The following is a 17,087-nucleotide window of genomic DNA, read 5'->3' as shown; positions in this document are numbered from 1 at the left end:
TTATCGCGTTGAGGAGGCGCATCTTACGCTCCTCACTTCGAAAGTCAAGCGGTTGTTTTCGCTTTTCTTTCGGCGCCCACTTCATTAAGAAGCTAGCTCATCAGTCCGGCGTGTTCCGCCGTGCTGGTAGGGGCGCATTATAGGGAGCCGCGCCGGGATGACAAGGGCTTTTTCACCTTAACCGTTTGTTCGCTCAGTTCTACAGCAAGTCGTTCTCTTTTCAGCCATTCCGATTCCTAAATCGGCATTGACTGGATTTAAATTGAGTATTTGAAAAGCCACTTTATAATTGGCTTTTCAAATACTCAATTAAGGTCGCTGTCATGCACCAGATCCTCGATAGCCACAAGGAAGAGCAGATAGTCCCGCTGTTCCGTCTGGGGTTTCGTCCCTTCTTCCTGCTTGGAGCTCTGTTTTCCTGCCTAGCCATGTTGGGCTGGCTGGGGCAGCTTAACGGCTGGTTCGCTCTGCCCGGTATTGGCAATCCCATCTGGTGGCACGCTCATGAGATGTTGTTCGGCTTTGGCGCCGCCATCGTCGCGGGGTTTCTGTTGACCGCTGTCCAGAACTGGACGGCTCATCCCGGCGTTCGCAGCTGGCCATTAGCGTTGGTCGTGGGATTGTGGGCGCTGCCAAGGTGCCTGCTACCCTGGCTGGGAGAAGACAATATCATTCTGATGGCGTTGGATCTGGCTTGGCTACCGCTCTGTGCCTGGTTCCTCGCCAAGCCCATCATCATGACACGCCAATGGCGCAACCTCTTCTTTGTCCCCTTGCTCCTCATACTGACGCTGCTCAATGCCGCCACTTGGTTATGGCGAGATGACTGGAACACAGTGGAACATCTGCTGATCACGACGGTATTGCTGTTCACTACCCTGATTGCCGTGATGGGTGGACGGGTCATTCCCTTCTTTACAGCCAGAGGCACGGGTCAGGAGAAGGCACCTCCCCGCCCCTGGTTGGAGCGCGGGGCATTGGCCTCTCTCTGGCTGATCCTGCTGCTCTGGCTACTTCTGCCCGGCTCATGGGCCAACTCTTTATATACAATGCCTCTATATATAGTGGCGGCTGGCTTGCACCTGTGCAGGCAACTGCGCTGGCAACCCGGTGACACCCTGGCACACCCCCTGCTATGGTCGCTGCACCTGGCTTACCTGTTTATTCCCCTTGGTCTGCTCGCCCTCACGGCTCAGGCTGCTGGGCTGCCCCTCAGCTTGTCGCTGGCCAGTCACCTGCTCAGTGCTGGCTGCATGGGCACCATGATCCTCGGAATGATTGCCAGAGTGTCGCTCGGTCACAGCGGCAGAGCCCTGCACGTAGGGCGCAGGATCACCATGGCATTCGCTCTGGTGATCGTCTCTGCGCTCGTGCGGGTCTCGATCCCTCTCTATTGGCCTACCTTGACGCTGACGGGATGGAACCTGAGCGGCTGGAGCTGGATAGCGGCCTATGGTCTGTTTGTCTGGGTTTACACCCCCATCCTGACCCGCCCCAGAGTGGACGGTCGTCCTGGCTAGCCATCAGGCACGAGTGGCGGGATAGTGGATCAAATTGTGAAAAACGGCCGGGGCTATTCCCAAATTGCGGTAACCATGGGGGCGGTCGGCGACGAAGCGAACGGCTTCCCCCTGCTCCAGTGAACGCCACTGCCCATCGACCAGCACCTCCATTACCCCGCTGATGACGATGACATGCTCGGTCACCCCGGTCTCATGGGGTTCCGATTCCCGCTGATAGCCAGGTAGCAGGGTCAATTCAAACAACTCGAAACCGAAGCGGCCTTCATAGGGAAACAGCGGCGCCACCTGCATGCCTTCGCCCGCCGGTTGCTGGCGAATGTCATCGGCGGTGCGATAGAGCGTCTCCCCCGCCACTGCCGGGGTCGGCTCGATAAAGCTGGAAAAGGAGACCCGAAACCCGGTGGCGATCTTCCACAGAGTCGCCACCGTCGGGCTGGATTCCCCCCGCTCGATCTGCCCCAGCATGGCCTTGCTCACCCCGGTCTCACGGGCAGCCACATCCAGACTCCACCCCAGTTCGCTGCGCAGCCCTTTCAATCGCTGAGCCAGATGTCGATTCATCTCCTGCATACGCCCTCTCCCGAATGCGGTATGTCACCTTGTGCGCTATAGCGCACAAGGTTATAGTCAAAGTCATATTGTACGTAATAACGCACAAGCTATCGACATACACAAGGAAGTCACCATGCCCTTTGCTTTCCCCCATCTGGTCGCAGGCCTTATCGCCGTTCTGGTTGGCTATACCAGTTCGGTTGTGCTGATCATTCAGGCGGCCACCGCCGCTGGTGCCGATGCCGCCCAGGTATCCTCCTGGCTATGGACGTTGGGTATTGGCATGGGAGTGAGCTGCATCGGCCTCTCCCTTTATTACCGCATACCCGTGCTGACCGCCTGGTCTACCCCCGGGGCCGCCCTGCTCATCACCAGCCTGGGCAATTTCAGCCTGTCGGAAGCCATCGGTGCCTTCATCGCCTCCTCCTTGCTGATCACCCTGTGTGGCATCAGCGGCTGGTTCGACAGGCTGATGCGCCACATTCCAGCGCCCCTGGCCGCCGCCATGCTGGCCGGTGTGCTGCTCAGATTCGGGCTGGATCTATTCAAAGTCGCCCCACAGGATCCCCTGCTGCTTGGCGCCTCGCTGCTGGCGTTCTTGCTTGGGCGCCACCTCTGGCCCCGCTACACCATGGTGCTGGTCCTGGGTGCCGGCATGCTGCTCTGCACCCTGAGGGGCGAGCTGCAGCTTGCCGAGGTCCACTGGCAACTCTCCAGTCCGGTATGGATCTCGCCAACCTTCTCCATCAACGCCTTGCTGGGGATAGCGCTGCCGCTTTTCATCGTCACCATGACGTCGCAAAACATGCCCGGCATTACTATCCTGCGTGCCCATGGTTATCAACCGGCAACCTCTTCCCTGATCGGTTGGACCGGTCTTACCGGCCTGCTGCTGGCCCCGTTCGGTGGTTACGCCTTCAACCTGGCCGCCATCACGGCCGCCATCTGCATGGGCAAGGAGGTGGATCCCGACACGGCTCGCCGCTGGCCTGCCGCCGTGTGGGCGGGCTGCTTCTACCTGCTGACCGGTTGCTTCGGAGCGACTGTGGTCGCCTTGTTCAGCGCCTTTCCCACCGCTCTGGTGACCTGCGTGGCCGGGCTGGCACTGCTCGGCACCATAGGCAGCAGCCTGCACGCGGCACTGCAGCAGGATGAAGAGCGGGAAGCCGCGCTGCTCACCTTCCTCATCACAGCCTCGGGGATCAGCCTGCTCGGTGTCGGCTCTGCCTGCTGGGGATTGCTGGTCGGCGTGACGCTGCATCAAGTCAACCGCCTCCGCGCCTGACCTGACCATCTGGGGAGACTCCAGTGAGACGCTGCACACAATTCGGCAAAGGTGGTTCACAGGCGAACCCCATTCCCGTTTAGTGAGAAGGAGGCGCAGATTCTTCCCGATACGCGCCGCTGTCAGACTCAATACTGGAGAAGAAGAATGAGGAATCAGGCTGTCATTTTATTGCTGACCCTGTTGGGTACCGCCAGTGCCCATGCCGCCGACACGGACAGGGAGCTGGCACGCCAGCTCGCATTGCAACAGAAGAACCTGCTACCCCTGCTCGCCAATCAGGAGTACCAGAGCCCGCTGCCAAACCTGCTGCAAAAGGCGAGTCCACGCCTCAAGCGGCAGGCCAGCGATGCCAACCAGGCCGCCATCAGCCGGCAAGGGCTGGACGGCGAGATCAAGCAGCTGATGCAACTGCGACTGGCCAACCCGGAGCAGGCTGCCGCACTGCAACAAGGAGTCGACCCCCTGGTTGCCTACGTGCCGAGCGGAGATGAGAAGAGCTGGAGTGCCATCGAAGCCTTCGACAGCGCCGGCAACCCGGTCTACCTCGATGTAAACCAGCCACCGGCACGACCGGTACTGGTAGTGGAGGCCGATCCCGTCAAGGCCAAGAATGCCGGCTTGAAGGTGATGCGCAAGGCGCTGGCTGCCGCCGACATGCAGGTGGCCCCCCGTGTCGCCGGCAACACGGCCCCCCTCAAGACCAGCATCCTCAAGAAGATCAGGCTCAGCGATGATCAGGAACCCTGGTTGCTCGGCGCCGCCGAGGTCTACGCCGTCGTGGCCGGGGTCAATCCCGGTCGGGACGAACCCGTGGTGGACATAGTCGACATGCCCTATCTCGACCATGACAACACCGACTACACCCCGAACCAGATCCTGGTGTACTGGGATCGCTATCGCTGGGGCGCCGTCGACCTCGTCATGATGGAGCAGGATGACAACGTCAACTACAAGGATCTGAGCGCCCTGCTGATCGAGGCCCTCAAGCTCGGCTTCACCGCAGGCGGCGTGCCGGAAGCCCTGCCCTTCCTCGACCTAGGCGGTCGCATCGTCAAGGCGCTGCCCGACTCCTGGATGACCAACAACGACGACTATCTCGATACCTTCTACACCCTGGAGCAGGACCAGAGCTACCACCAGTATCCCGGTGCCGCCGGCAATGCGGTCATCACGCTGGAGCCCAAGGAGATCCAGCCGACCAGACCCTGAACATCACTCAAGGCAAAAAGCCAATGAGGCGACTCATTGGCTTTTCTCGTTTCGGTCTCAAGGGGTTCAAGGCCGGTTGAAATGATGCAGACCTACTTCAGGGCCGGCACCCACTTGTTGTCAGGGGTGGGTGAAGCAGGGCAGGGAGCGGCTGAATCTGTGCTCGAACACCAGAGAGGTCTCGAGGTGTACCACCTCTTCCCGGGAGGTGAAGTGATCGAACACGAAATTGCGCAGGTGCTCGGTGTCGGCGACGCAGAGGTGCACCAGGAAATCATCCTTGCCACCCATGTGAAACAGGCTGATCACCTCGGGCAACGCCAGGATGGCATCGCGAAACGCATCTATGATTTGCCGGCTGTGACGCGCCAGCTGCAGGGAGACCATGGCCTGGATATGGCCGCCCAGGGCCTGATAATCCACCTCGCAGTGAGCGCCCTTCAGCACCCCGTCCTGTTGCAGCTTGCGCACCCGCTCCAGACAGGTGGAGGGAGCCACCCCGACCAGGGCCGCCAAATCCTTGTTGGTCATGCCCGCATCGCGAAACAGATGGGCCAGGATGTCCAAGTCCAGTTGATCCAGGTTTCTCATCTCTACTCCTTCCATCGCTCAATTTTTTTAGACTCTGCCCGTAAACCGGGCCGAACACAACGCAGATTGACATCGCCCCCGGCGCCTCTATGCTGTGCCGCACTCAAACAGGGGGCCAACAAGTTCTTTTGACACCCGCTCAGCACCGACAAGGATCTTCATGCTCAGTGCCCATCCCTTCTGGAGCCTGGAGGTCCCGCGCCTCGACGGCCAGCTGTTGCTCACTCCCTGCCCCGGCAACCAGCAGGTTGCCCTGCCGCTCGCCCTGGCCCAGTTGCAACTGGCCGGTGCCGGCGGTGTGCTCACGCTGATGACGAAGGATGAGCTGGCCGCATGCGGCGCAGGGTCCCTCGGCTCACTGGTCAAGGCCAGGGGCATGGCCTGGTTCCACCTGCCCATAGCGGACGACGAGGCCCCCAATGAAGCCTTCGAGCAAGCCTGGCCCCCCGTGCTGCCGCAACTGATCTCCCTGCTGCGCGAGGGCAGGCACCTGGCCATTCACTGTCACGGAGGGAGCGGCCGCACCGGGCTGGTGGCGGCCCTGCTGCTGATGGCCCAGGGCCAGCCCCAGCTGGAGGCCATGGCCACCATCCGGACCAGGCGGCCCGGCGCTTTCACCCTGGCCTGCCACCGTCACTGGCTCGACACCCGGGGACGACGACTGGCCGGGGCCGACTGAAGGAAGCCCTGACCCTTGAGCTGCTGACAAGTGAACACCTTGCCGATCTCCTCCGACCATAGCCGGTGAGCCGGCCCTACATCTAGCCCTTGGGCTGCTCGTAAGTGAACACCTTGCCGATGTCCTCCAGCCGATAGCTGGTGAGCTGATAGACGTAGTAGTTGAGCCAGTTGGAAAACAGCAGGTGGCCGTGGCTGCGCCAGGTGGCGCGCGGCGTCTGATCGGGATTGTCGCCCGGGTAGTAGTTGACCGGGATGACGGGGGTGAGGCCCGCCGCCAGATCCCGCCGGTACTCCCCGTCCAGGGTCAGGGCATCGTATTCGGGATGGCCGGTGACGAACACCTGGCGGCAATCCTTGGTCGCCGCCAGATAGACGCCGGCCTCCTCGGACTCGGCGAAGATCTGCAGATCGGTGTGGGCGCGGATAAGATCCCCATCAAAGGCCGCATAGCGGGAGTGGGGCGCAACGAATTCATCATCGAAACCACGCAGCAGCGGCTCGTGCTCATCGAGGCGGTGGTGGCGATAGACACCGGACAGCTTCTCGCCGTGGGTCTGCTTCTCCATGCCGTAGAGCGCCTTGAGCGCCGCCTGCACCGCCCAGCAGAGGAACAGGGTGGAGGTCACATGCTGATGAGACCACTCGATGATCTCGACGATGCGCGGCCAGTAGACCACCTCCTCGAACTCCACCAGCCCAAGCGGTGCCCCCGTGATGATCATGCCGTCGTAGTTGTTGCCACGGACCTGCTCGAAGTCGTGATAGAAGTTCTCGAGGTGTGCCTGGGGCGTGTTCTTCGACTCCCGATCGTCGATGCGCAGCAGATCCACGTCCACCTGCAAGGGCGAATTGGAGAGCATCCGCATCAGCTGGATCTCGGTCTCTATCTTCTTGGGCATCAGGTTGAGGATGAGCACCCGCAGCGGACGGATGTTCTGGGTGACGGCCCGGGATTCCGTCATCACGAAGATGTTCTCCTGCCCCAGCACTTCGGCGGCGGGCAACTGGTCCGGGATCTTGATCGGCATGCTGACTCCCTGTACTGCATCGGTAAATATGTCTGGACATCTAGAAGCCTATAATAAAGCACTCATCCTGTCATCAGATACCTTTTGTATTCACCCCTGCCTTTGACTAGCATACGGCTCTGTGTGTCTCTCGTGCCCAACCCCATGACAGGAATCAAGATCTCAGTAGACCGGCTGCAAGTCGGCAATTATGTCTCCCTGCCACTAGGGTGGCGTGAGCACCCCTTCCTGTTCTCCAGCTTCAAACTCAAGAGTGAAGAGGAGATAGAGCTCATCCGCCGGCTCGGCCTCAAGCTGGTGACCATCATTCCCGACAAGAGCGACGCCCCCCCCAAGCCCCTCGATCAGGTACAACCCGCACCGGATGGTTCGGACGATCTGGTCGGCCGCCAGCAGGAGATGCAGCAGGAGAAGACCAGGCGCATCGAGCAGTTGCAGCGCTATCGCCGGGATCTGCAACAGTGCGAGAAGCATTTTCAGCAGTCCCTGGCCCAGGTGCGCAACCTCATGGGCAAGATCCAGTCCCGCCCCCTCAACGCCATCAATGAGGCCCAGGAGCTGATCAACGCCATGACAGAGCAGCTGCTGTCGGTGGACGAGATGGTGCTGCACCTGGTCTCCGACAGCGCGGACGGCAACAACCTCCAGTTCCACTCCCTCAACGTCAGCGTGCTCAGCATGCTGCTGGCCAGGGAATGCAAGTTGCCGGCCGAGGCTATCCGTCAGGTCGGCATGGGAGCCCTGTTCCACGACATCGGCAAGCTGAAGATCCCGAGCCAGATTCTGCGCAAGACAGGCCCTCTGACCAAACCCGAGCAGAACCTGATGGCCCAGCATCCGCGCTACGGCCTGGAGCTGCTGAGCCTGACCAGTGGCTTCCCCGAGCCGGCGAAGCGCATAGTGCAGTACCATCACGAGTACCTTGACGGCAGCGGGCCACAGGGGCTCAGGGGGGATCAGCTCGACCCGCTGACCCAGATAGTGTCTCTCATCAACGAGTACGACAACCTCTGCCACCTGCAGGCCAAGGTGCCCTATTCCGCCCTCGGCAACCTCTACAAGCAGCGCAAGGCCCAGTTCAACGCCGACCACCTCGGCATGCTGATCCGCCTGATGGGCATCTATCCCCCCGGCAGCGTGGTGCAGCTCTCCAACGGCCAGGTCGGGCTGGTGATGTCGGTCAACGCCTCCCGCCTGCTCTACCCCGCCGTGCTGGTGTACGACCCCCGCATCCCGCGCCAGGAGGCGGCCATCATAGATCTCGAGCAGGCCGAGCTGACGATTGCCAAGGTGATCCACCCCAAGCGACTGCCGCCGGCGGTGTTCGAGTACCTCAACCCGCGCACCCGGATCAGCTACTACTTCGAGCACAACAAACCCTGATCGGGGTTCACCACCCAAGGAGTCTGCATGCGTATCGAGATCATCAGCACGGGGGACGAGATAGTGACCGGCCTGGTGGTGGACACCAACGCCGCCTGGCTCAGCGCCCTGCTGCTGGAGCAAGGCTGGCAGGTGCGCCGCCGCCTGACCGTGGGGGACAACCTCGCCGATCTGAAGGCCGCCTTGCAGGAGAGTGCCAGCCGGGCCGAGGTGGTGCTGGTGTGCGGGGGGCTCGGCCCCACCGCGGATGATCTCACCGCCCAGGCGGCAGCCGAGGCCTTTGGCCAGCCCCTGACCCTGTTCCCCGACTGGCTCGCCACCATGGCCGAGCGCTACGCCAGCCGGGGCCGCACCATGGCCCAGAGCAATAGCAAGCAGGCCTGGCTGCCCCGGGACTGCGAGATCCTAGACAACCCGGTGGGCACCGCCTGCGGCTTCGTGGTCAACCACCCGGCCCGCTACGGCCAGAGCCGGCTCTTCTTCACTCCGGGCGTACCGTTCGAGTTCAAGCAGATGGTGCGCGAGCAGATTTTGCCCCGCCTCAAGGCGCTGGCGGGGGAAGAGACGGACACCGAGCTGCGCCGCTTCTACACCTTCGGCATCTCGGAATCCGCCCTCTCGGACAAGCTGGATGCAACACCCTGGCCTGCGGGCATCGAGCTCGGCTACCGCTCCTCCATGCCCCTCATCGAGCTGAAGCTCATCGGCCACGGCGCCAGCGCCGCCGACATGGATGCTGCCGAGGCACGCCTGCTCGGGGAGATAACCCCCTGGCTGGTAGGACAGGGCAACGAGGAGCCGGCGCAGCAGATCCTGTCCCTGCTGGGGGCAAGGCCGCTGTGCCTGCAAGAAGGGGAGAGCCGGGGTGCCCTGCTGGCCATGTGCCACCCGCATCCGGGGCTGGAGGCCAGCTTCAGCCACTGCCTTCCCTGCGAACTGGATCAACTGACGGGAGGCGGACAAGAACCCTGCCTGACCATAGGCAGTGCGGGCCCCGGCGGCGTGCCACTGCTGCTGTGCGCCGACGGGCAGCAAATCGGCCAGCAGGTGAAGCTAAGTCACCCGGATCCAGAGAGCGCCCGCCGGATCCTCGCCTTCGCCGCCCTCGACATGCTGCGCCGCCACCTGCAGGGGCTGCCGGTGCTCGCCGACTACCTCACCCTGACCAGAACGGCCAGCCGCATCGACTGATACCGGGCTAGAAGGCGCCTAAGCCCCCATTCCCATGCACCCAGTACCCGGCAAGCGCCAGGGTCAGCAGGCAGAAGGCCTTCTCATAGCCCCCGCCGCTCTTGAGGGGCAGGCCGGGCAGCCGAAAGCGCCGTCGCCAGGGCCAGAGCAGGGGAATGCCCATGGGGGTGAGCCAGTCCCCGAGCAAGTGGCTGAGGTAGCCGACGATGAGCGCGTCCTTTATGACCCCAGACAGCGGGCCGGATACCTGAAACTGCGCCAGCCCCCATATCCCCAGACCCACCGCCAGCAGGCTGTGGGTGAAGCCGCGATGGCCGAACAGGCGGGAGAGGGGCCCCGAGATCCAGGGCAGCTGCCGACCGAGCAGGGAGTGGGGGTGATCGAGGTCTGGCAGCAGCGCGCTGGCCAGGGCCATGGGCACTATGTGCCACAGGCTGCCTTCGGCCAGAGCCGGAGTGAGTTCGACCTTGTGGGCAAGCAGGGCGCAGGTGACGGAAAACAGCAGGTGGCCTTGGGCGGTCATGGGGCTCGTTCGGTTGGACAAGAGGGCAGTATGATCGGTAGCGACCCGCATCAGCGCCTCGGGACGGCGGCAGATTAAAATCCCTTGAACCGCCTCTGGCAAGGTGAATCGTATCGCCACCCTGAACCTGATACCCATCGGGGTCCGCTTTCGGTGAAATAGTCAGCAGATACCGCCAAACACACCTCATTTGACACCAAACAAGTCATCACGGCACCGTCACCCGCCGTCAGACACAATTTCCCCAACCCGGCTCACCCATTTGCACTCGGCTCGTTGACCCGGAAGAAGAAATGCCAGAATACTGCGGTTCTGGGCCGCCCTGATGACATTGGCTTTTGGCAAGGATCCCGCCCCCGGCCACAGGGAGGTTGGCCGGATCGGGACAACGAAGGAGGATCCCGGTGTTAAGCAAAGAGTGGTTTCAGCTGTCGGCAGACATGACCTATGTCTGTCTGCGCATTGCCCCGGGTCTCACCGAGCCCGTTCAGGAGCACCATGTCCTGGCCCTGTTGCGGCTCTCCAACTGCCGACGCTATCAACCCCTCGGCGAGGGGATCCGGCAGGCCGTCACCCTGCTCAACACCCTGCTGACCCAGCCTGATGCCCCCTCTCACCCGCCCGTGCCCATCGCCCAGCGGCAGGATGCCCGGCTGCTGATCCTGATCGACAAGGATCAGATGAGCGCCAGCGCCCAGATCACCGCCGACTGGGGCGGCAGTTCCCTCACCCTGGCGCAGTTGCAGGAGGCCGTGGCGACGAGTCCGGTCAAGCAGGGAGTGAGCGAGCGGCTGCTCGCCGCCGCCATCAAGGCCGCCAGCGAGGCCGCCCCCGGCACCCGCCTCAACCCCGTCATCGCCCTGGGCAAGGCGGCCAGACACGGCCTGGATACCCGCCTGGAGCGACTGGTGGAGACCGCAGCCGAGCGGATCCTGAAACCCCAGGAACTGGACCATGGCAGGGTAGACATGCGCGATCTCGGTACCTTGCTCACCGTCAAGGCAGGCGCCCCCCTGATGCGGCGCCACCCCGCAACCCAGGGCATAGATGGCTTCACCGTGACGGGCCAGGTGCTGGCGGCCCGCTCCGGCAAGGAGAGCGCCATGACGGCGGGAGAAGGCACCTGCTTCTCCCCCGAAGATCCGGACCTGCTGCTGGCGACCCGCGCCGGGCTACCGTGCCAGGAGCGGGCCGGCATGAGGGTGGACGAGGTGCTGAGCGTCAAACAGGTCGATATCCGCCACGGTCACGTCGAGTTCGAGGGCTCCCTGCTGGTGACCGGGGATGTCATGCCCGGCATGCGGATCAAGACCAGTGGCGATGTGGTGATAGGGGGCTTCGTCGAAGGGGGCTATATCGAATCCGGCGGCACCATCACGGTGCGCAACGGCATCATAGGGCGCAAGCTGGAGGGGGACGAATACCTCTGCCACCTCTGCGCCGGGGGCGAGATCCACGCCAGCTATGCCCAGTACGCCAGGCTGGAAGCAGACGGCGACATCCATATCCAGAGCCAGCTCAGCCACAGCTATTGCCGCAGCGGCCAGGATCTCAAGGTCGGGGACAGCGCTATGCGCAAGGGCCACCTCATCGGCGGCATCAACATCGCCAACCGCCTGATCATGGCCCCCGTGCTCGGGGCCTCGGCGGCGAACCGGACCCGGTTGCAGATCCTCGGCGGCTACTTCAGCCACAAGGAGCAGGAGCAGGCCCTGCGTCAACGCAAGCAGGCCTGCCGGGAGCAACTCGACAAGCTGCAGGATCTCATCCTGCGGTTGCTGCAACAGCCCAGCGACAAGCGCAATCCCGAGACTCTGAAGAAGATCAAGGCGATCCGCACCCATCAGCTGGACGAGAGCAAGTCCCTTGACGAGCAACTGGCCGAGGCACAGCACGCGCTGCAGGCCCTGATGGCCAGCATGGACATCATCGCCACCCAGCGCCTCTTCCCCGGCGTCGAGGTGGAGATGGCGCACTACCACAGTCGGGTCGATATAGAGCACGGCCCCATCCACTTCGCCATCCGGGACGAGCAGTTGCAGCTGACCCCTTACGAGGGCCAACGCTGATGGCCGCCACTCTCCCCTTCGGCGATGGTGGCGTGATCCCGGCGGCGATTTTCGCTACACTCGGCCTCCCCTTGGCCCCATAGGGCGGGCCAGCCAGACTCAGGTAGTGAGAAGATGTACAAGCTGATCGCATTGGATATGGATGGCACCCTGCTGAACCCGCACGGTCAAATAACCCCCCGCACCCATGCCGCCATCGCGTCCGCCCGCACCCAGGGCGTCACCGTGGTACTGACCTCGGGCCGCCCGCTGGAGGGCATGACGACCTATCTGGCCGAACTCGGCCTCACCGGTCAGGATGACTACGTCATCTGCTACAACGGCGCCCTGGTGCAACAGGTCGCGGATCAACGCATCCTGCGCAGCCAGCTGCTGACCGGCAGCGATGCCAGCGCCATCGCCCATCTGGCCTTTGAGCTGGGGGTCAACGTCCACGGCTTCTCCGTCCGCCAGGGCCTCATCAGCCCCAGGGTCAGCACCTACACCGAGCACGAGTCCCGACTGATCAAGATGCCGATCAACCTGGTGGACTTCGCCACCCTGCCCGCCGACGAGCAGATCATGAAGGTGATGATGATAGACCCCGAGCCCCAGCTCTCCCGCGCCATCGCCCAGCTGCCCGCAGAGCTCTATGAGCGCTACACAGTGGTGCGCAGCTCCCCCTACTTCCTCGAGTTCATGAACAAGCGAAGCAACAAGGGCACCGGCGTGGCCGCCCTGGCCGAGCACCTGGGCCTGGACGCCTCCCAGGTCATCGCGGTGGGTGATGCGGGCAACGACCGCCACATGATCGAATATGCCGGACTCGGGGTCGCCATGGGCAACGCCACCGACGAGATCAAGGCGTTGGCACAGCACACCACAGCCCGCAATGACGAGGACGGCGTGGCCAGGGTGATTGAGCAGTTCATCCTCAATGCCTGAATCGACGAGGGGCCTGCGGGCCCCTTCTGCTATCCGGCCATCAGGGTCGAATGTTTAATATATCCACCACGCCTTTCTCCCAGAAGCTCACCAACTGCGGCTAAAGCCCCTTATAAAGGGACTCAGTCTGGCTTTGCCATCATCAAAATTAACATTGCGGCATCATTTCGTTTGACATATTGAACGGCCTTGGCAGACTGGGATCGGGATCCAGGCTGTCATCGCCCAGGCTGACCGACGATTCTGGCACTGCGGCACGACCCTGATCCCATGACCATGCCTTGAGGCATGCCCTTGCGAGAGTGACGCGGCAAGGGCCTTCCCAAGGCGCAGGATGAGACCGCCAAGGATAGCCAAGGTGACCTATGCCCAACCCCAGTTCCCATTCCAAACCCGTCGTGCTGATGACCATGGGGGCCCAGGCCCGCAGCGGCCATGCCTACCAGGTCATGACCCACAAATACATCACCCCCCTGGTAGAGATCAGCGGCTGCGTGCCCCTGCTGGTGCCGACCTGCTGCGGGACAGCTGATCTGGAGCAGTATCTGGATCTCGCCGATGGGGTCTACCTGAGCGGGGCCGGATCCAACATAGATCCCGCCCTCTACGGCCAGGAGAACCTGACCCCGGAGAAGGCCCAGGATAGAGACAGGGATCTGTTCGACATAGCTCTGGTGCGCGCCGCCATCGATCGGGGACTGCCCCTGCTCGGCATCTGCCGCGGCATGCAGGAGATCAACGTGGCGCTCGGCGGGGACATTCATCAGAAGGTCTATTGCGAGCCCGGCTATGCGGATCACAGGGAGGATGCGGACGATCCGGTAGAAGAACAATATGGCCACAGCCACCAGGTGAGCCTGGTGCCCGGCAGCTGGTTTGCCGACCTGATGGGGGAGGCGCAGATCCCGGTCAACTCCCTGCACGGCCAGGGGATCAAGCGGCTTGGCGAGGGGCTGGCGCCGCTGGCCCATGCCGAGGATGGCTTGATAGAGGCCATTCATGCCCCCGGATTGCCCCAGTTCACCCTGGCGGTGCAGTGGCACCCGGAGTGGAAGGCGAAAGAGAACCCCCACTCCATCAAGCTGTTTCGCGCCTTCGGCGACGCCTGTCGCCAGTATCGGCAGCGGGCGGGCTAGTCGCCGAACCCCTTGCCTTTCAACTTGGGCAGGGCCCCGCGATCGGGGCGCAGGGTACGGCAGACATCCAGCCCCTTGAGGCCCCGCTGGACATGGTCAGGAGCCTGCCCGAGCACCATGCCGTTGCCGCGATAGAGCCTGGCCTCTTCCAGCTCGAACAGCTCGCCGCCGATCAACAGCTGTTCACGGCCATCGACCACCTTGCCCCGCTTCAGGGGCAGGGTCATGTCCACCAGTATCTCGCCGGTGGCGCACCCCTCACGCCAGCGGGCCTCATCCGAGAAAGGCGAAATGGCGATATCCCGCCAGGATCCATCCCGAAACTCCATCCGGTAGTGGTCGCGAAACAGATCGCATCCCGCCAGCACCATGGGGATGGCTAACCAGATGACACTCTTCATTCCACTCACGCCCTGCACTCCCTTGTCAGTCCGCGCCAAGGATAAATAAATGGCCTCGCCTGTGCACCTCTTTCTCTGCCGCTCGGGGTGGATCAGAGCAGCAACCCGTCCAGCTCGTCGAGGGTGGCGAGCTCCACATCCGGCAGCAACTTCAGTGACTGCCAGGGCAGCCGGCGCTCGTTGAGCCAGGCGGCTCGAAAGCCGTGCAGCCTGGCCCCCAGCACGTCCGTCTCGGGATGATCCCCCACGTGGAGGATCTGGCCGGGGGCGAGCCCGAGGGTCTGCTGCACCTGCACGAACATGTCCGGCGCCGGCTTCATCCTGGCCCCTACCCCTGCCTTGCAGACCAGGGTGAAGTAGTCGCTCAGCCCGGCCTGTACCAGATCCAGGTTGCCGTTGGTGATGACCGCCAGAGGGTAGCGCTCCGCCAGTCTGGTCAGCAGTCGATGGGTCGATTCGCTCACCGCTATCTTCGAGCGTTCGGCCAGAAAACCGGCGAACACCCGCTGCGCCTCCTGTTCCGCCAGGGAGGCGGCCATGCCCCCCTGCACCATGGCCTCGCGGATGCCGTGCTGGCGCGCCAGGCTGACATCCTGGCCCAGCTCGGGCCGGGCCAGCAGCAGGTTGCGCTTGAGCTCGAGCCAGCGCGGCTTGTCCAGCATGGCAGTGGCCAGGTATTCGCTGCGCAGGTGGCTCAGCATCCACTGCTCGGCCCGCGCGATGGCGGGGCCGTTATCATAGAGGGTGTCGTCGAGATCGAACGAGATGGCGGCCACCGGCTGCCAACGACGGTAAAAATGCATGCATTCTCCTCTGCGTCATCAACAAGAGCGCCTGGGCTCCCTGCTGTCACTCATCTTCCGGGGTGTCGGGATCCCGCTTGGCCCTGGGGTGGGCGCTGTCATACACCTTGGCCAGATGCTGAAAATCGAGGTGGGTATAGATCTGGGTGGTGGAGAGATCGGCGTGGCCCAGCAGCTCCTGCACCGCCCGCAGGTCCCCGGAGGACTCCAGCATGTGGGTGGCGAAGCTGTGGCGCAGCTTGTGGGGATGGACGTGGGCATTGAGCGCCTGCTTGTTGCCCCAGCCGTCGAGCCGCTCCTGTACCGAGCGGGCCGACAGCCGCTGACGGCGCTTGGAGACGAACAATGCCTCCCCCTCGTCCCCCGCCAGCGCTGGCCGCACCGTGAGCCACTTGTGCAACCACTCCACCGCCATTCTGCCCATGGGCAACACCCGCTCCCGCGATCCCTTGCCGGTGACCCTGAGCTGGCGCTCGTCGAGCTTCACGTCCGCGAGGTTGAGCCCCACCAGCTCGGCGAGGCGCAGGCCGGAGGAGTACATCAGCTCCATGATGGCGCGATCCCGCACCGCCAGCGGATCCTGCTCGTCGGTGATGTTGAGCAGCTGGTACATCTCGTCCACATCGAGGTTTTTCGGCAACGGCCGCCCCTGCTTGGGGGTGACGATGCCGCGGGCCGGGTTGGCAGGGAGCCGCCCCTGGCGCACCTGCCAGTCACAGAAGCTGCGCAGGGCGGAGACCTTGGTGGCGAGCGATCGGGGGGCGAGGCCTGCCTTGTGCATTCGGGTCACCAGGCTGCGCACCTGGCTCGCCTCAAGCCGGGCCCAATCGCTCAGACCAAGCCTGACCAGCTCGGTGGCTATCGCCTCCAGATGGGCCTGATAGTTGCTGCGGGTGTGGGGGCTGAGCTGGCGCTCGACCCTCAGGTATTCGATAAAGGCCGTGAGCTCCCCCGCCAGGGCGGGGGGCAGAGGGTCGGCGGCAGGAAGGGGGGCCTTAGCCACGAACCAGCTCGGGCAGACGCATCTGCAGCAGACGGCCCAGCTGACCCAGCAGCAGGGTGTCGTTGTGGGGGGTGAAGTGGCTGGGGTCCGAGCTCGCGAAAGCCAGCACGCCGAGATCCCCGAGCCGCATCAGGGCCACCGAGTTGACCAGCACGTCGCTGCCGAACAGCGCCTGCTTCTCGCTCTGGTTGAGCCGTCCGAAGTAGTAATCCGTCCCGGGAAGCCGCTGGCCCAGCAGCTGATCGAGCTGCTTGCAGTCCGCCAGGAAGCGCTGCTCGGGGCCGCTCAGCTGGAATTTCTTTGGGCTGAGCCAGAGGCGCAGACCGGTCAGCCGCAGCCGCTGCACGAAAGCCTTGCCCATCACGGCGCTCAGCTCGAACAGGGTCTGACAGCCATACAGCTCGCCATAGAGATCCGCATAGACCCGGAAGATCCGCTCGTTCTCGCTGGCGATCCCCATCAACTCGGTGATCTCCTGCTCCAGCTGCTCGATGCGCTCGCGCTGTCTGTCGAGCTGGCGCTCCACCAGGGAGATGGTGCCCTTGTGCTCATGGGGAATGCGGATCCTGTCCAGCATGGCCCCGTGGCGCTGGAAAAACTCGGGGTAACGGGCCAGGTACTCCAGCACTGTGGCTTCGTCCAACAGTGACTCCTGCCGTTTGAGTTCGCTCATAACTTGGTTGATCCATCCGAAAAAGGGGCACAGGGCCCCGACATTACCGTTTGGCTGCGCGGAGGAGGTCCCCGCTCGATGCCTATAACTCTATCTGGCCGTCGAACAT

17 protein-coding genes are annotated in these 17,087 nt (G+C 63.2%); 9 read left to right on the top strand and 8 right to left on the bottom strand.

Going from position 1 to position 17,087, the window contains the following annotated elements; translation table 11 throughout:
* The first annotated feature begins 323 nt into the window (after nt 1-323).
* Nucleotides 324-1,520 (top strand): NnrS family protein, encoded by a 1,197-nt coding sequence (locus PG898_RS19025; protein ID WP_270824867.1) that lies wholly within the window; start codon nt 324-326, stop codon nt 1,518-1,520.
* 3 nt (nt 1,521-1,523) lie between these two features.
* On the opposite strand, the gene PG898_RS19020 is transcribed toward PG898_RS19025, so the two are convergent.
* Complete coding sequence (locus PG898_RS19020) at nt 1,524-2,093, bottom strand: helix-turn-helix domain-containing protein (RefSeq protein ID WP_005327753.1); 570 nt, start codon at nt 2,091-2,093, stop codon at nt 1,524-1,526.
* A gap of 115 nt (nt 2,094-2,208) precedes the next feature.
* Between PG898_RS19020 and PG898_RS19015 the strand changes: the two genes are divergently transcribed.
* Together PG898_RS19015 and PG898_RS19010 are read left to right on the top strand one after the other, a co-directional pair.
* Nucleotides 2,209-3,360 carry a benzoate/H(+) symporter BenE family transporter gene (locus tag PG898_RS19015; RefSeq protein WP_270824866.1) on the top strand — a complete coding sequence of 384 codons (1,152 nt, stop codon included), beginning with the start codon at nt 2,209-2,211 and terminating at the stop codon, nt 3,358-3,360.
* A gap of 147 nt (nt 3,361-3,507) precedes the next feature.
* Nucleotides 3,508-4,572, top strand: coding sequence for a DUF3103 family protein (locus tag PG898_RS19010; protein ID WP_270824865.1), 1,065 nt, complete (start codon nt 3,508-3,510; stop codon nt 4,570-4,572).
* Nucleotides 4,573-4,692: 120 nt separating this feature from the next.
* Here PG898_RS19010 and PG898_RS19005 read toward each other — a convergent pair whose 3' ends face one another.
* A complete protein-coding gene (locus PG898_RS19005; protein WP_025325515.1) occupies nt 4,693-5,163 on the bottom strand; it encodes an Lrp/AsnC family transcriptional regulator in 471 nt (156 codons plus the stop codon).
* A 160-nt stretch (nt 5,164-5,323) separates the two neighbouring features.
* Here PG898_RS19005 and PG898_RS19000 point away from each other — a divergent pair, with 160 nt between their 5' ends.
* Nucleotides 5,324-5,842, top strand: a complete 519-nt coding sequence (locus tag PG898_RS19000; RefSeq protein ID WP_270824864.1) for a phosphatase domain-containing putative toxin — start codon at nt 5,324-5,326, stop codon at nt 5,840-5,842.
* 82 nt (nt 5,843-5,924) lie between these two features.
* Here the strand turns inward: PG898_RS19000 and metA are convergent, their stop codons facing one another.
* Nucleotides 5,925-6,872, bottom strand: coding sequence for a homoserine O-acetyltransferase MetA (metA, locus tag PG898_RS18995; RefSeq protein ID WP_005327747.1), 948 nt, complete (start codon nt 6,870-6,872; stop codon nt 5,925-5,927).
* Between the two features lie 144 nt (nt 6,873-7,016).
* Here metA and PG898_RS18990 point away from each other — a divergent pair, with 144 nt between their 5' ends.
* Nucleotides 7,017-8,255, top strand: a complete 1,239-nt coding sequence (locus PG898_RS18990) for an HD-GYP domain-containing protein (RefSeq protein ID WP_270824863.1) — start codon at nt 7,017-7,019, stop codon at nt 8,253-8,255.
* A gap of 27 nt (nt 8,256-8,282) precedes the next feature.
* Entirely contained in the window at nt 8,283-9,446 is a 1,164-nt protein-coding gene (locus PG898_RS18985) for a competence/damage-inducible protein A (RefSeq protein ID WP_270824862.1), read from the top strand.
* A 7-nt stretch (nt 9,447-9,453) separates the two neighbouring features.
* Here PG898_RS18985 and PG898_RS18980 read toward each other — a convergent pair whose 3' ends face one another.
* On the bottom strand, nt 9,454-9,969 hold the full coding sequence (locus PG898_RS18980) for a metal-dependent hydrolase (RefSeq protein ID WP_270824860.1): 516 nt from the start codon (nt 9,967-9,969) through the stop codon (nt 9,454-9,456).
* A 404-nt stretch (nt 9,970-10,373) separates the two neighbouring features.
* Between PG898_RS18980 and PG898_RS18975 the strand changes: the two genes are divergently transcribed.
* The 3 genes from PG898_RS18975 to PG898_RS18965 all read left to right on the top strand — a co-directional run bounded on the left by PG898_RS18975 (nt 10,374) and on the right by PG898_RS18965 (nt 14,098).
* Nucleotides 10,374-12,038, top strand: coding sequence for a DUF342 domain-containing protein (locus tag PG898_RS18975; RefSeq protein WP_333563619.1), 1,665 nt, complete (start codon nt 10,374-10,376; stop codon nt 12,036-12,038).
* Between the two features lie 114 nt (nt 12,039-12,152).
* Entirely contained in the window at nt 12,153-12,962 is an 810-nt protein-coding gene (yidA, locus tag PG898_RS18970) for a sugar-phosphatase (RefSeq protein ID WP_270824859.1), read from the top strand.
* Nucleotides 12,963-13,327: 365 nt separating this feature from the next.
* On the top strand, nt 13,328-14,098 hold the full coding sequence (locus tag PG898_RS18965) for a gamma-glutamyl-gamma-aminobutyrate hydrolase family protein (protein ID WP_042649011.1): 771 nt from the start codon (nt 13,328-13,330) through the stop codon (nt 14,096-14,098).
* Here PG898_RS18965 and PG898_RS18960 read toward each other — a convergent pair.
* The 4 genes from PG898_RS18960 to PG898_RS18945 all read right to left on the bottom strand — a co-directional run bounded on the left by PG898_RS18960 (nt 14,095) and on the right by PG898_RS18945 (nt 16,978).
* Nucleotides 14,095-14,499: a hypothetical protein gene (locus tag PG898_RS18960; protein ID WP_005327724.1), complete on the bottom strand. Its 405-nt coding sequence runs from the start codon at nt 14,497-14,499 to the stop codon at nt 14,095-14,097. The genes PG898_RS18965 and PG898_RS18960 overlap by 4 nt on opposite strands.
* A 92-nt stretch (nt 14,500-14,591) precedes the next feature.
* Nucleotides 14,592-15,302 carry an HAD-IA family hydrolase gene (locus PG898_RS18955; protein ID WP_270824858.1) on the bottom strand — a complete coding sequence of 237 codons (711 nt, stop codon included), beginning with the start codon at nt 15,300-15,302 and terminating at the stop codon, nt 14,592-14,594.
* Between the two features lie 46 nt (nt 15,303-15,348).
* Entirely contained in the window at nt 15,349-16,305 is a 957-nt protein-coding gene (gene xerC, locus PG898_RS18950) for a tyrosine recombinase XerC (RefSeq protein WP_226170561.1), read from the bottom strand.
* Nucleotides 16,298-16,978: a DUF484 family protein gene (locus PG898_RS18945; RefSeq protein WP_270824857.1), complete on the bottom strand. Its 681-nt coding sequence runs from the start codon at nt 16,976-16,978 to the stop codon at nt 16,298-16,300. The genes xerC and PG898_RS18945 overlap by 8 nt, the downstream gene beginning before the upstream one ends.
* Nucleotides 16,979-17,087: the final 109 nt, after the last annotated feature.

This window comes from Aeromonas sp. QDB31, assembly GCF_027707605.1.
GTDB classification, from domain to species: Bacteria; Pseudomonadota; Gammaproteobacteria; order Enterobacterales; family Aeromonadaceae; genus Aeromonas; species Aeromonas media.
Note: the sequence above shows the minus strand (reverse complement) of the source record. Positions and strands in the feature narration are given on the sequence as shown.